Source organism: Nocardioides sp. AE5 (assembly GCF_031844485.1).
Taxonomy (GTDB): Bacteria; Actinomycetota; Actinomycetes; order Propionibacteriales; family Nocardioidaceae; genus Nocardioides.
Genome location: NZ_JAUZVI010000003.1, coordinates 87,521 through 101,917, shown reverse-complemented (window position 1 = coordinate 101,917; position 14,397 = coordinate 87,521). Strand labels below are relative to the sequence as shown.

The following is a 14,397-nucleotide window of genomic DNA, read 5'->3' as shown; positions in this document are numbered from 1 at the left end:
CCAGTCTACCAACGCGGAACCCCCTGCTGGCAATCAGCCGCGCGGAAGTGGACCGTCCTCGCCGTTGGCGCCGAACTGCCCAGTGTTGCCGTCCTGCATCCTGCCCAGGGCATAGGCCGCGACGACCTGGCCGGTCCGTGACTGGACGGAGTCGACGGAGGAGGCCGCCTCGGTGAACTCCGCGTTCTCCCGCAGCACCTTGAGGATGCCGGTGCTGCCGGTGTCGGTGGTGCCGGCGACGACGACGGCCTTGCTGGTGGTGGCCATGCCGGCGAAGAGCGAGGCGAGGAGCTTGTCGCTGCCGTCGTCGCTGGGCGGCTCCGAGCCGAGGACCACCACGATCACGTCGGCCCGTGCGTCTCCGCCCGAGGTGACGGTGAACATCTCGGCGCCGGTGAGGCTGCTGCGCACGCTGGTGGCGTCCTCGTCGACCCCACGCTCGTCGTCCCCGGTGGCGATCGCGCGGCTGATCAGGCCGCCCATGCGGACATAGGTGGTTGCCCCGTCTGCGACACCCGGCGAGGCCAGCGTCTCGAGCAACTGGGAGCCGAGCGTGTCCACCAGGGGCTTGTTGTCGGCGCCGATCAGGGCTGGCTGGATCGCATAGGTGCCGGCGACGACGCCCTCGGCGCGGTTGATCTGCTCGGTGAGGCCCTCCACCACGGCGGAACTGGCGCCCGGCATGGTCACGATGGCGACGCGGGTGTCGGCCAGCACCCCGCTGAGGTCGGCCGGGACCACGGCGTTGCCGAACGCCTCCTGGAACTCGGTCACCTGCTGGATGCGGTCCAGGTCCTTGGTGAGCTTTTCGTTCTCGGCGCTGACCCGCTCATTGGCCTCGTCGGAACTGCGTCCGAACTCGGAGAGCGGGCCGCCCCCGAGGGCGACCCCGACGGCCAGGGCGAGGAAGACCGCCACGATGGTGACGACGTGGTAGCGGAACGAGATCACGTTACGAGTCCTTTGATGCGTTCGTAGAGGTCGATGAAGAGCCCGTCCAGGTCATCGAGCCACTCCTGGCCCACGGGCGTCACCGCGATGGCGGCGGCCAGGGCGATGACCCCGACCAGCAACACCAGGAAGACATGGATCGGCTGGACCCGTCCGGAGTAGACCTCCGGCAGGGCCCGGGCGTCGACCAGCCGCGGACCGACCTTGAGCCGGGCCAGGAAGGTCGAGGCGAGTCCGCCGCGCTGGCGGTCCAGGAAGTCCTCGAGCGTGGCGTGCACGCCGACGCCGACGATCAGGGCAGCGTGCCCGCCGGCTGCCAGCAGGAGGGCGGCGTCCTCGGCGCTGGCACTGGTCTCGAAGAGCAACGGACGTACGCCGAGCCGCTCCAGGGAGTCGGTCGGGGTCTTCCCGGCACCGCGATCGACCAGGACCACGACGTCACCAGCGGCCTTCAGCGCCTTCGCCGAGAGGCGGGTCTCCACGCTCTGCGAGCTCTGCGGCGAGCTGAGCACGATCACGTCCGGCTTGTGGCCGTGCGAGCGCAGCACGTCGGCAGCCGAGTCCACGGCCACCAGGATCGGCCGCTGCTCGCGCAGGTAGCGCTTGATGCCGCGCAACTCCTCCTCCAGGTCCGGGCCGGAGACGACCACGGCGACGGCCTTGTCGCCCAGGTCGACGTTGAGGTCCGGCATGCCCTTGCCGTGCAGGAGGAGTTCCTCTTCGCGGCGCAGGAACTCGGTGGAGTTGTGGTTGAAGTTCTCCAGCTGCGTGGTCATCCCGCCGCGGGCTGCACCGAGCTCGCGGGCCAGGCGCCGCTGGTCGAGCAGGTCGCCGGCGGCGACCTCCTCCCCCGCGACGAAGAGCTTTCCCTCATGCAGGCGCACTTCGCGGCCGTCACGGACCAGCCCGAGGGTGTCGGCGCCGACGTTGTCGACCAGGGTGATCCCGGCCGCGAGCAGCACTTCAGGCCCCTGGGCGGGATAGCGCCCGGAGACGAAGCTGGTGACGTTCACCACCGCCGCCACCTCGGCGTCGACGAGTTGCCGTGCCGTGGCGCGGTCCATGTCGAGGTGGTCGAGGACGACGATGTCGCCCGGCTGGAGCCGGGCGAGGAGGGTGCGGGTCTGGCGATCCACCCGGGCCGTGGCGACGATCCCGGGGGGCGCCTGGTCTGGGGCGCGACGCGTAGGCAACTTCATGACCGCTCGATGGTCGCACGTCGCACCACGCCATCCGGGGATCCACCCGTGCGGCGTGGCGCACGTCCCGACGGGCTCAGCGGGCGGCGCGGGCTGCCTCGAGGAGCTCCTGGGCGTGGGCCAGCGCGGTGTCGGAGTCCTCCATGCCGGCGAGCATCCGCGACAGTTCGCGCACCCGGTCGTCCTCGGCCAGCCGGGTCAGGCCCGAGGTGGTCACCGTCCCGTCCTGGGCCTTGGCCACCACGACGTGGTGATCGGCGTACGCCGCGACCTGGGGCAGGTGGGTCACCACCAGCACCTGCGAAGTGCGCGCCAACCGTGCCAGGCGGCGTCCGATCTCCACCGCTGCCTTGCCACCGACGCCGGAATCGACCTCGTCGAAGACGAACGTGGGCACCGGGTTGGTCTCGGCCAGGGAGACCTCGATCGCCAGCATCACCCGGGAGAGCTCACCCCCGGACGCGCCTTTGTCCAGCGGGCGTGGATCGGCGCCGGCGTTGGCGGCGAGGAGGATCTCGACCTCGTCGATCCCGGATGCGGTGTGGCGCACCCACTCCTTGCCGATGCGCAGTGGCGCCCCGGGCGCATCGGAGTGCTCCGGGTCCTCCTCGGGGGCGTCGGCCACCATCCGCCGCACCTCGATGGTGACGCGTGCGTGCGGCATGGCCAGACCGGTGAGTTCATCGCTGACCAGCTCGGCCAGTTGCTGGGCGGCCTCGGCACGGGCGTCGCTGAGCGCGGCACCGGCCTCACTGAGTCGTGCCCGCAACCCGGTACGCCGCGAGCGCAGTTCGCTGACCCGGTCGTCGGTGCCGTCCAGGTCGAGCAACTTGCGGCTGGCCTCCTGTGACCAGGCGAGTACGTCGTCGATCGTCTCGCCGTACTTGCGCTGCAGCCCGGTCAGGGCGGCCCGGCGCTCGGAGACGGCGGCGAGGCGGCCCGGGTCGGTCTCCAGGCCCGAGGCATAGGAGGCGACGTCGGCCGCGACGTCGGAGAGCAGGTAGCTGACCTCGGCCAGCCGGTCGGCCAGTTCTGCGGCGGCCGGGTCGTGGTCACGGACGCCTTCGAGCAGTTGCCGGGCAGTCCCGGTGGCGCCGAGGGCGTCCGGTGCACCCTGGTCGGAGGAGAGTGCTTCGCGCGCCTGCTCGGCCGCGGTGCGCAGGGTGTCGGCGAATCCCAGCCGGCTCTCCTCGGCCGCGAGGGCGGCGTCCTCACCGGGCTCCGGTTCCACTGCCGCGATCTCCTCGAGGCCGAAGCGGAGCAGGTCGGCTTCCCGGGCCCGCTCCCGGGCCGAGGCAAGGACCTCGGTGAGTTCGGACTCGGTGGCGACCAGATCGGCATGGAGGGTGCTCCACTCCTCGATGAGCCCGGCGACCCGGTCGCCGCCGAAGAGGTCGAGGGCGCGTCGTTGGGCACTGGCCCGGAGCAGGCGGTGCTGGTCGGACTGGCCGTGGACGGCGACCATCCCGTCGGTGACGGCGCCGAGCTGGGTGACCGGCACCGAGGCACCGCCGACGAAGGCACGGGAGCGTCCCTCGGCGGAGATGTTGCGGGCCAGCAGGACGCGTCCGTCCTCCACCTCGCCGCCGCGGTCCTCGACCTGGTCGGCAAGGCCGGGCAGCCGCGCGGTGTCGACGACTCCCTCGACCCGCGCCGTACGCGCACCCTTGCGGACCGCGCCGGTGTCGGCTCGCCCGCCGAGCAGCAGGCCCAGTGCGGTGACGACCATCGTCTTGCCTGCGCCGGTCTCGCCGGTGACCACGGTCAGGCCGGGGCCGAGTTCGAGGGTGGATGACTCGATCACGCCCAGGGACTGGATCCGGATCTCCTCGATCATGCTCCGTCCTCCCCCGGGGCGGCGAGCCCGAGGCGGCGCTCCCCGGCGCCGCGCCATCCCTCGACGGAGAGGCCGAACTTGGCGACCAGGCGGTCGGTGAACGGCGCCTGGTGCAGGCGCACCAGGTGGACCGGGAACTCGCCGCGGCGGACCTCGATCCGGGCCCCGGGCGGGAGGTCGACCGTACGGCGCCCGTCGCACCAGAGCACTCCTGAGCCCTCGGTGCGGGCCAGGACCTCAACGGCCAGGACGGAGGTCGGTGCCACCACGAGCGGGCGCGCGAAGAGGGCATGGGCGGAGATCGGCACCATCAGCAGGGCCTCCACGCTGGGCCAGACCACCGGGCCTCCGGCGGAGAAGTTGTACGCCGTGGAGCCGGTGGGGGTGGCGCACACGACGCCGTCGCAGCCCCACCGCGACAGCGGGCGCCCGTCGACCTCGACGACCACCTCGAGCATCCGTTCGCGGGCCGCCTTCTCCACGCTCGCCTCGTTGAGGGCGAAGGTGGAGGTGACGACCTCCTTGCCCTGGAAGACAGTCACGTCGACGGTGAGCCGCTCCTCGGTCGTGTAGTCACGGTCGATGATGGCCTGGATCGTGGTCCCGACGTGCTCGTACTCGGCCTCGGCCAGGAACCCGACGTGTCCGAGGTTGACCCCGAGCAGCGGAGTGGGGTGGCCGTGGGTGATCTCGGCAGCACGCAGGATGGTGCCGTCACCGCCGATGACCACGGCGATCTCACATCCTGCGGCGGCTTGCTCGTCGTTGGGGACGGCCTCGATCCCCCCGTTGCCGGGGACGACACCGAGATCGGCTGCCTCGCTCTCCAGCACCCGGACCAGGATCTGGTGGGCGGTCAACTTCTCCGCGAACGAACGGGCGACCGCGCAGGCATCTTCGCGTCCGGTGTGGGCGAGCAGGAGCACGCGTCGGGGGTCACTCACGGGTCCACCTTCTCACCCGGCGCCGCTGTTCCGGTCGATGCGCCCAGGGCGGCCGTCCGCTCGACCTCGGCGATGATCTCCGCCTCGCCGATGGCCGACGGTCCGCGGCGCAGCCACAGGAAGAACTCGACGTTGCCCGAGGGGCCGGGCAGCGGGCTCGTGGTGACCGCGCGCGCTCCCCAGCCGCGCTGCGCGGAGGCCGCGGCGACGTCGTTGACTGCTTCGGCACGCAGGGCGGTGGAGCGGACCACCCCTCCCTTGCCGACGCGGTCCTTGCCGACTTCGAACTGTGGCTTCACCATCAGCACCAGGTCGCCGTCGGGATGGATCACGGTGAGCAGCGCGTCGAGGACCAGGTGCAAGGAGATGAAGGAGAGGTCCCCGGTCACCAGGTCGACCGGTTCGGGGACCAGCTCCGGGGAGAGGTCGCGGATGTTGGTCCGGTCGTGCACCTGGACCCGCTCGTCGTTCTGCAGGCGCCAGGCAAGTTGCCCATAGCCGACGTCGACCGCCACGACGGCGCTCACGCCATGGCGCAGCAGGACGTCGGTGAAGCCTCCGGTGGAAGCCCCGGCGTCGAGCGCGCGGCGTCCCTTGACGGCCAGGCCCAGCGGGACGAAGGCGGCCAGCGCTCCGGCCAGCTTGTGGCCACCGCGCGAGACGTAGTCGGGGCGGTCCGGGTCCTCGATGACGACGATGGCCACATCGGTGGTCACGCCGGTGGCGGGCTTGGCGGCGAGGACGCCGTTGACCTTGACCCGGCGGGCAGCGACCAGTTCGCTCGCGTGTTCACGGGAGCGGGCCAGCTTGCGCCGGACGAGCTCGGCGTCGAGCCGGAGGCGACGAGGGGGCATCGGGGCGTGCCCTACAGGACGGCGCGCAGCTGCTCGTGGGCACGCTCGAAGACCGCGACGTGCTCGGCAACCGGCTTGTCGGCCAGCCCGTCGAGGGAGGCGAGCACGGCATCGACCGTCGCGTCGCCCGTGCCCTGGCGCGCTGGGCCGTCCGCGGACTCCGATGCGGGATGCACTGGCTGTTCGGTCATGGCTCCACCGTATCGCGATCGGCGCCTCCGGGCGTGGCGCCCGGGGGTGCCTGTGGATGAAGGCCACGCGACAGGAGTGCGGACAGGTCGTCCGCGACGTACGTCGGCCACTCGTCCGGGCCGGCCGCTGCAGCCACTGCGCGATCGGTGACGCCGGTCAGCACCAGCAGCGAGGGCAGGTTGGCTGCGTGCGCGCCGGCGATGTCGGTGTCGAGCCGGTCGCCGACCACCAGCGGGGCGACCGCCCCCATGCGGCGTACGGCCTCGTCGAAGAGCCGGGGGCCGGGCTTGCCGGCGACCAGCGGCGTGGCACCGGAGAAGCGGCTGATCATGTCGACCAGTGCACCGTGCCCGGGCGCGAGGCCGGTGGGCAGCGGAAAGGTGAGGTCGGCGTTGCAGGCCACCCACGGCGTGCCCTGGGCAACCAGGGACGCCCCGGCCAGGATGGTCCGCCAGGCAACATCCGGGCCATAGCCCGAAGCCACCGCCTGCGGGTCGTCCTCGATCGCGTCGACCGGGACCAGCCCTTCTTCGGTGAGTGCCCGGGCAAGGGCGGGGCTGCCGAGCAGGAAGACCCGGGCGCCGGGCCCCAGTCGTTCGGCGAGGATCCGGGCGGCGGCCTGGGCCGAGGTGACCACGTCACCCGGATCGGCTGCAACGCCCAGGGACGTGAGGTGGGCCGCGACCTCCTCGGGCGTCCGGCCGGCGTTGTTGGTGACGAAGGCGAGGCGCACACCGGCCTCGCGTGCGGCGCTGAGATGGTCCGGCGCACCGGGCACCGCCTCGGGTCCTACATAGACGACGCCGTCCAGGTCGAGCAGCAGCAGGTCGTGCCGGTCGACCAGGCGATCTGTGCGGTCACTTCCCATGTTTCAGCTCCTTCCCTGGCGTGCGGCGGGCAAATGTTGCGTCGTCCGCCTACGATCGGTCGAATGGAGACAGCATCAGCCCTGACCACGGAGCAGTCCGCTCCGGTCCTTGCGCTGTCCCCGTTCCGTGCCTTGCGGCTGGCGAACAGTTACGTCGGCGATCCGGTCGCGAACCGGATCTTCGCCCGACCCTATCGATCGGTGCCCGACCGGCTGCGCGAGTCGCGGCGCAAGCGCCACCTGGTCCGTGACCCGGACCCGGCCTTCTACATCCACGAATACACCTCTTCCGGCGTGACGGTGCGGGGCTTGGTCGCGAACCTGGAGCTCGGTCCGAGCGAGGCGCGGGTGCTCCCCCACGAGGACGTCCAGCCCGCCCAGGTGGACCAGCTCGCCGACCGGATGGTGGAGATGTCCCTGAACCCGGCGCCGATCCTGCTGGTGCACCGTGGTCCGGCGCAGGTGCGCAGCGTCATTGCCGAGCAGGTACGCCGCGAACCGGACCTGGTCTACACCGACCGGGCCGACCAGTTGCAGCGCATCTGGCGGCTCACTGACCCGTCCGTCCTGGACGTACTCGCCACCAGCATGGCCGCCAGCACGACCTTCATCGCCGATGGGCACCACCGGTACGCCGCAGCGCAGCGGCTGCGGGAGCGAGCTCCGGGCACGGGGTGGGAGCGGACGCTGGCCATGGTCATCGACCACGACGACACTCCCCTGCAGTTGTGCGCCATCCACCGGACGGTGCCGCGGGTCTCCCTCGACCTGGTGGCCAGCACTGCCGATACGGTGGGTGGCGTCTTCCGTCGCCACGACACCTCGCACAGCGCCCTGGCGAAGCTTGGCCGTTCCCTGGTCCTCCACGACGGGCGGGACTGGGCGACGCTCACCCCTGCTGACGCGGATCGCCTGCTGGTCTGCTGGTTGCACGAGGACGTCCTGGACGCCTGGCAGGTGCCGTCGTCACGGGTTGCCTTCCATCATTCCGCAACCGCCGCACTCGAACGCGCTGGCAGTGATGTGGCCGTGCTGCTGCCGGCGCCCTCCTTCGACAAGGTGAGTGCCTCGGCGATGTCGGGCCACCTGCTGCCGGAGAAGGCCACGTCCTTCCAGCCAAAACCGCACCTGGGCGTGATCATGCGCGAGGTACGCCAGGGCTGACGGCTCAGCCGATGAGTCGTTCGACCTCGGCTGCGCGCGCACCGGCATCGGTGATCTCGTCGCCGTCGATCGCCTCGGTGCGGTGGAACCACTCGAGCGCGTCGGCCGGCCGGTCCGCTGCGAGCAGGGTGTCGGCATACGCATAGCGCAGCCGGACCACCCAGGCGGCGCGGCTCTTGGAGTTGAGTGGCGCGTGCTCGAGGGTGCGCAGGGCAGCGTCGAACTCGCCCATGTCGCGGCGGGCACCAGCCTCGACGATCGTCATCTCCGCCTTGGCCTCGGCGGAGAAGTTCTGCACGGCGGGGCTCTTGGCCAGGGTGAGGGCACGCTCGGGGCGCCCCAGGGCGCGTTCGCAGTCGGCCATGATCGGCAGGTACGCCGTGACACCGTTCATCCGCTTCGCGGCCCGGAGTTCGGAGAGCGCCTCGGCGTACTCCCCCGCTGCGTACGCCGCCTCACCGCACGCTTCACGTACGACGGCCAACCGGGATGCACGGGATCGGGCTGCCAGCGTGTGCTCATAGGCAGTCTTGGGATCGGAGTCGATCACCTCTCCGGCCGCGGCAAGGTGACGCGCCACCCTCGCCGCCAGCTTCTCCGGGAGCCCCTTCAACTGGGCGATGACGGAGCGGTCGAGTTCCTTGCCGGTGATGTGCTCGGGGATCTCCGGGCCGTCATAGCGGCGCTGTTCCTCGGTGCGCGGACCACGCTCCGGGCGCCGCGACGGATCCCGGCTCCACGCGCGGGCGCCGCCCTGGCCGCGCCCACTGGACGACGTGCCCTTGCGGTTGCGATCGCCACGGCCCGAACCATCGCGGCCGCCGCCGTTACGACCAGCACCCCCGCGGCCCGACTCGCCTCGTCCCGAAGATCCTGGACGACGGCGTGAACTCTCGGACATGTGGTGCTTCCTTTCGGCGGGTGCGTGCCAAGTCTGGCAGATGCATGGGGACAAATGCGTAAAGGCCACCTCGAGACGAGGTGGCCTTTACGAAAGTAATGTCCGGCGACGTCCTACTCTCCCACAACCTCCCGGTTGCAGTACCATCGGCGCTGAGAGGCTTAACTTCCGGGTTCGGAATGGAGCCGGGTGTTTCCCTCTCGCTATGGCCGCCGAAACTCTATGGAGTTAGATCAACCAACTCTCAAGTCTCGTGACTTTCGAATCGGTTCCCGACCGTAACTCGGGAACCACACAGTGGACGCGCAACATCTTTGAGGGACAAGCCCTCGGTCTATTAGTACCGGTCAGCTAGGCATTACTGCTGTACACTTCCGGCCTATCAACCCAGTAGTCTACTGGGGACCTTACCCGGTTAACCCGGTGGGAAACCTCATCTTGAAACGTGCTTCCCGCTTAGATGCATTCAGCGGTTATCACTTCCGAACGTAGCTAACCAGCCGTGCTCCTGGCGGAACAACTGGCACACCAGAGGTTCGTCCACCCCGGTCCTCTCGTACTAGGGGCAGCCTTTCTCAAGTTTCCTGCGCGCGCGGCGGATAGGGACCGAACTGTCTCACGACGTTCTAAACCCAGCTCGCGTGCCGCTTTAATGGGCGAACAGCCCAACCCTTGGGACCTACTCCGGCCCCAGGATGCGACGAGCCGACATCGAGGTGCCAAACCATCCCGTCGATATGGACTCTTGGGGAAGATCAGCCTGTTATCCCCGGGGTACCTTTTATCCGTTGAGCGACGCCGCTTCCACATGCCAGCGCCGGATCACTAGTTCCGACTTTCGTCCCTGCTCGAGTTGTCACTCTCACAGTCAAGCTCCCTTGTGCACTTACACTCGAAACCTGATTGCCAACCAGGCTGAGGGAACCTTTGAGCGCCTCCGTTACATTTTAGGAGGCAACCGCCCCAGTTAAACTACCCATCAGGCACTGTCCCTGATCCGGATAACGGACCTAGGTTAGACATCTAGTACGACCAGAGTGGTATTTCAACGTTGACTCCACCTGAACTGGCGTCCAAGCTTCACAGTCTCCCACCTATCCTACACAAGCCGAACCAAACACCAATACCAAACTATAGTAAAGGTCCCGGGGTCTTTCCGTCCTGCCGCGCGTAACGAGCATCTTTACTCGTACTGCAATTTCGCCGAGTCCATGGTTGAGACAGCGCCCAAGTCGTTACTCCATTCGTGCAGGTCGGAACTTACCCGACAAGGAATTTCGCTACCTTAGGATGGTTATAGTTACCACCGCCGTTTACTGGGGCTTAAGTTCTCCGCTTCGATCCGAAGATCTAACAGGTCCCCTTAACCTTCCAGCACCGGGCAGGAGTCAGTCCGTATACATCGTCTTACAACTTCGCACGGACCTGTGTTTTTAGTAAACAGTCGCTTGGGCCTGGTCTCTGCGGCCATCATCGCTTCCAGGAGCAAGTCCCTTCACGAATCCGGCCCCCCTTCTCCCGAAGTTACGGGGGTATTTTGCCGAGTTCCTTAACCATGGTTCACTCGATCGCCTTGGTATTCTCTACCTGATCACCTGAGTCGGTTTGGGGTACGGGCGGCGCATAGCTCGCTAGAGGTTTTTCTCGACAGCATAGGATCATCCACTTCGTCTAGACGACTCCCCGTCAGGTCTCAGGCATGTGAATGGCGGATTTGCCTACCATTCGCCCTACACCCTTGGCCGTGGTCTACCATCGCCACGGTTGGACTGCCTTCCTGCGTCACCCCATCGCTTGACTACTACTAGTTCGGGTCGTGCGCTCTGCCACCATCGTCCCGAAGGATCCCGGTGGTTTCGGGCACTTAGCATCACTAGGTTCGTCATGGGCGCTATTTTGCCGGTACGGGAATATCAACCCGTTGTCCATCGACTACGCCTGTCGGCCTCGCCTTAGGTCCCGACTTACCCAGGGCAGATTAGCTTGACCCTGGAACCCTTGATCATTCGGCGGACTGGTTTCTCGCCAGTCATTCGCTACTCATGCCTGCATTCTCACTCGTGTGGCCTCCACGGCTGGATCACTCCGCCGCTTCACTGCCCACACGACGCTCCCCTACCCATCCATGCTCCTGGATCCGAAGACCGGGATGTTGCATGAATGCCATAGCTTCGGTGGATAACTTGAGCCCCGCTACATTGTCGGCGCGGAATCACTTGACCAGTGAGCTATTACGCACTCTTTCAAGGGTGGCTGCTTCCAAGCCAACCTCCTGGTTGTCTGTGCGACTCCACATCCTTTTCCACTTAGTTATCGCTTAGGGACCTTAGCTGATGGTCTGGGCTGTTTCCCTTTCGACTACGGAGCTTATCCCCCGCAGTCTCACTGCCGCGCTCTCACTTACTGGCATTCGGAGTTTGGTTAACGTCAGTAACCTTGTCGGGCCCATCGGCTATCCAGTGCTCTACCTCCAGCAAGAAACACGCGACGCTGCACCTAAATGCATTTCGGGGAGAACCAGCTATCACGAAGTTTGATTGGCCTTTCACCCCTATCCACAGGTCATCCCCTCAGTTTTCAACCTAAGTGGGTTCGGTCCTCCACGCGGTCTTACCCGCGCTTCAACCTGCCCATGGATAGATCACTTCGCTTCGGGTCTTGAGCGTGCTACTCAGTCGCCCTGTTCGGACTCGCTTTCGCTACGGCTTCCCCACACGGGTTAACCTTGCAACACACCGCAAACTCGCAGGCTCATTCTTCAAAAGGCACGCTGTCACAAGACCGAAGTCTCGCTCCAACGGTTTGTAGGCACATGGTTTCAGGTACTATTTCACTCCCCGCCAGGGGTACTTTTCACCTTTCCCTCACGGTACTTGTCCGCTATCGGTCACCAAGGAGTATTTAGGCTTAACGGGTGGTCCCGCCAGATTCACACGGAATTTCAGGGGTTCCGTGTTACTTGGGGTGACGTCTCAGAGTCATCGATTTACGTGTACGGGGGTATCACCCTCTACGCCAGGACTTTCCAGTCCGTTTCTACTTCATCGATGATTTCTTACTCTGTGTTGGAGCGGCAGCTCCAACGTGACGGCCCCACAACCCTCGAGCAGCAACGCCTGCCGGCTATCACACTGCTTGAGTTTGGCCTCTTCCGGTTTCGCTCGCCACTACTCCCGGAATCACTTTTGTTTTCTCTTCCTGTGGGTACTGAGATGTTTCACTTCCCCACGTTCCCTCCAGACACCCTATGTGTTCAGGTGCAGGTAACTGGACATGACTCCAGCTGGGTTTCCCCATTCGGAAATCCACGGATCAACGCTTGGTTGCCAACTTCCCGTGGCTTATCGCAGGCTCCTACGTCCTTCATCGGCTCTTGGTGCCAAGGCATCCACCATGTGCCCTTAGTAGCTTGTCTTGCTACAAAGATGCTCGCGTCCACTGTGTAGTTCTCAAGATACGGGCGGTTCCATCCGGTGATCCGTGCCTGCCAGGAAGACCTGGCGGTTCAGCGGGCTAGATGGTCCGCGAGAGATGAGCTGAAGCTCGATCCCTCAGGACCCAACAGTGTGCCAGGAGATCCCAATCCGTTTCCCTCGAGGTTCCACGCCACTTGCGTGGCAGTACTGACGAGGTGCTGTGACCGGTCAAACCAACTAATCGACGTTCCACTAGTGAGCGTTGTCTGCCGCAACACATTCGGTTACGAAACAGACGACTTGGACGGCATAGCCGCCAAACTGCTCCTTAGAAAGGAGGTGATCCAGCCGCACCTTCCGGTACGGCTACCTTGTTACGACTTCGTCCCAATCGCCAGCCCCACCTTCGACGGCTCCCTCCACAAGGGTTGGGCCACCGGCTTCGGGTGTTGCCGACTTTCGTGACGTGACGGGCGGTGTGTACAAGGCCCGGGAACGTATTCACCGCAGCGTTGCTGATCTGCGATTACTAGCGACTCCGACTTCATGGGGTCGAGTTGCAGACCCCAATCCGAACTGAGACCGGCTTTTTGGGATTCGCTCCACCTTGCGGTATCGCTGCCCTTTGTACCGGCCATTGTAGCATGCGTGAAGCCCTGGACATAAGGGGCATGATGACTTGACGTCATCCCCACCTTCCTCCGAGTTGACCCCGGCAGTCTCTTATGAGTCCCCACCATTACGTGCTGGCAACATAAGACGAGGGTTGCGCTCGTTGCGGGACTTAACCCAACATCTCACGACACGAGCTGACGACAGCCATGCACCACCTGTATACCGACTAAAAGGGGCTCTATCTCTAGAGCTTTCCGGCATATGTCAAACCCAGGTAAGGTTCTTCGCGTTGCATCGAATTAATCCGCATGCTCCGCCGCTTGTGCGGGCCCCCGTCAATTCCTTTGAGTTTTAGCCTTGCGGCCGTACTCCCCAGGCGGGGCGCTTAATGCGTTAGCTGCGGCACGGAACTCGTGGAATGAGTCCCACACCTAGCGCCCAACGTTTACGGTGTGGACTACCAGGGTATCTAATCCTGTTCGCTCCCCACACTTTCGCTCCTCAGCGTCAGGTAATGCCCAGAGAACCGCCTTCGCCACCGGTGTTCCTCCTGATATCTGCGCATTTCACCGCTACACCAGGAATTCCGTTCTCCCCTGCATACCTCTAGTCTGCCCGTATCGGAAGCAGGCTCGGGGTTAAGCCCCGAGTTTTCACTCCCGACGTGACAAACCGCCTACGAGCCCTTTACGCCCAATAATTCCGGACAACGCTCGCACCCTACGTATTACCGCGGCTGCTGGCACGTAGTTGGCCGGTGCTTCTTCTGCAGGTACCGTCACTTTCGCTTCGTCCCTGCTGAAAGAGGTTTACAACCCGAAGGCAGTCATCCCTCACGCGGCGTTGCTGGATCAGGCTTTCGCCCATTGTCCAATATTCCCCACTGCTGCCTCCCGTAGGAGTCTGGGCCGTGTCTCAGTCCCAGTGTGGCCGGTCACCCTCTCAGGCCGGCTACCCGTCGAAGCCTTGGTGAGCCATTACCTCACCAACAAGCTGATAGGCCGCGAGCTCATCCTTCACCGCCGGAACTTTCCACCACCATCCGATGCCGGAGGTGGTCGCATTCGGTATTAGCCACCGTTTCCGGTGGTTATCCCAAAGTGAAGGGCAGATTGCTCACGTGTTACTCACCCGTTCGCCGCTCGTGTACTCCCGAAGGAGCCTTACCGCTCGACTTGCATGTGTTAAGCACGCCGCCAGCGTTCGTCCTGAGCCAGGATCAAACTCTCCGTTGAAGTTGTGCGATGCCTCCCCGAGGGGCGACACCAATTCAATGAGATATCCCGGCAAGAGACCGAATCACTGACATAGTTGTCAGAATCATCGTTTTCCTACCAAAGGAACCGTTCGTCTGTTGATCAGGAGCTCATCGCTCCTGGTCGCCAGTCGGACGGGCATATCAAACTAATTCGTCGACTTTTGGCACACTGTTGAGTTCTCAAGGATCAAGCGCGCA

The 14,397-nt window shown here is 65.5% G+C and carries 9 protein-coding genes and 3 rRNA genes; 1 reads left to right on the top strand and 11 read right to left on the bottom strand.

What is annotated here, in order from left to right; genetic code table 11:
• Window positions 1-33: 33 nt before the first annotated feature.
• The 7 genes from Q9R27_RS06280 to Q9R27_RS06250 form a co-directional block, all read right to left on the bottom strand.
• Window positions 34-951 carry a copper transporter gene (locus Q9R27_RS06280; RefSeq protein ID WP_311251494.1) on the bottom strand — a complete coding sequence of 306 codons (918 nt, stop codon included), beginning with the start codon at window positions 949-951 and terminating at the stop codon, window positions 34-36.
• Window positions 948-2,150 carry a putative cytokinetic ring protein SteA gene (steA, locus tag Q9R27_RS06275; protein ID WP_311251493.1) on the bottom strand — a complete coding sequence of 401 codons (1,203 nt, stop codon included), beginning with the start codon at window positions 2,148-2,150 and terminating at the stop codon, window positions 948-950. Before steA ends, Q9R27_RS06280 begins: the two co-directional genes overlap by 4 nt.
• 76 nt (window positions 2,151-2,226) lie before the next feature.
• Window positions 2,227-3,987 carry a DNA repair protein RecN gene (recN, locus tag Q9R27_RS06270; protein WP_311251492.1) on the bottom strand — a complete coding sequence of 587 codons (1,761 nt, stop codon included), beginning with the start codon at window positions 3,985-3,987 and terminating at the stop codon, window positions 2,227-2,229.
• On the bottom strand, window positions 3,984-4,931 hold the full coding sequence (locus tag Q9R27_RS06265; RefSeq protein ID WP_311251491.1) for an NAD kinase: 948 nt from the start codon (window positions 4,929-4,931) through the stop codon (window positions 3,984-3,986). The genes recN and Q9R27_RS06265 overlap by 4 nt, the downstream gene beginning before the upstream one ends.
• Entirely contained in the window at window positions 4,928-5,785 is an 858-nt protein-coding gene (locus tag Q9R27_RS06260) for a TlyA family RNA methyltransferase (protein WP_311251490.1), read from the bottom strand. Before Q9R27_RS06260 ends, Q9R27_RS06265 begins: the two co-directional genes overlap by 4 nt.
• Window positions 5,786-5,796: 11 nt before the next feature.
• Window positions 5,797-5,976 carry a hypothetical protein gene (locus tag Q9R27_RS06255; protein WP_311251489.1) on the bottom strand — a complete coding sequence of 60 codons (180 nt, stop codon included), beginning with the start codon at window positions 5,974-5,976 and terminating at the stop codon, window positions 5,797-5,799.
• Window positions 5,973-6,845, bottom strand: coding sequence for an HAD-IIA family hydrolase (locus Q9R27_RS06250; RefSeq protein ID WP_311251488.1), 873 nt, complete (start codon window positions 6,843-6,845; stop codon window positions 5,973-5,975). The genes Q9R27_RS06255 and Q9R27_RS06250 overlap by 4 nt, the downstream gene beginning before the upstream one ends.
• Window positions 6,846-6,908: 63 nt before the next feature.
• Here Q9R27_RS06250 and Q9R27_RS06245 point away from each other — a divergent pair, with 63 nt between their 5' ends.
• Window positions 6,909-8,009, top strand: a complete 1,101-nt coding sequence (locus Q9R27_RS06245; protein WP_311251487.1) for a DUF1015 family protein — start codon at window positions 6,909-6,911, stop codon at window positions 8,007-8,009.
• A 4-nt stretch (window positions 8,010-8,013) separates the two neighbouring features.
• Here Q9R27_RS06245 and Q9R27_RS06240 read toward each other — a convergent pair whose 3' ends face one another.
• The 4 genes from Q9R27_RS06240 to Q9R27_RS06225 all read right to left on the bottom strand — a co-directional run bounded on the left by Q9R27_RS06240 (window position 8,014) and on the right by Q9R27_RS06225 (window position 14,176).
• The gene (locus tag Q9R27_RS06240; protein WP_311251486.1) at window positions 8,014-8,910 is read right to left on the bottom strand and encodes a tetratricopeptide repeat protein; all 897 of its coding nucleotides are present in this window, start codon (window positions 8,908-8,910) and stop codon (window positions 8,014-8,016) included.
• Between the two features lie 100 nt (window positions 8,911-9,010).
• A 5S ribosomal RNA gene (rrf, locus tag Q9R27_RS06235) occupies window positions 9,011-9,127 on the bottom strand.
• 100 nt (window positions 9,128-9,227) lie between these two features.
• Window positions 9,228-12,325 (bottom strand): 23S ribosomal RNA (locus Q9R27_RS06230).
• A 333-nt stretch (window positions 12,326-12,658) separates the two neighbouring features.
• Window positions 12,659-14,176 (bottom strand): 16S ribosomal RNA (locus Q9R27_RS06225).
• Together the 16S, 23S and 5S rRNA genes form the textbook arrangement of a ribosomal RNA operon.
• Window positions 14,177-14,397 lie beyond the last annotated feature (221 nt).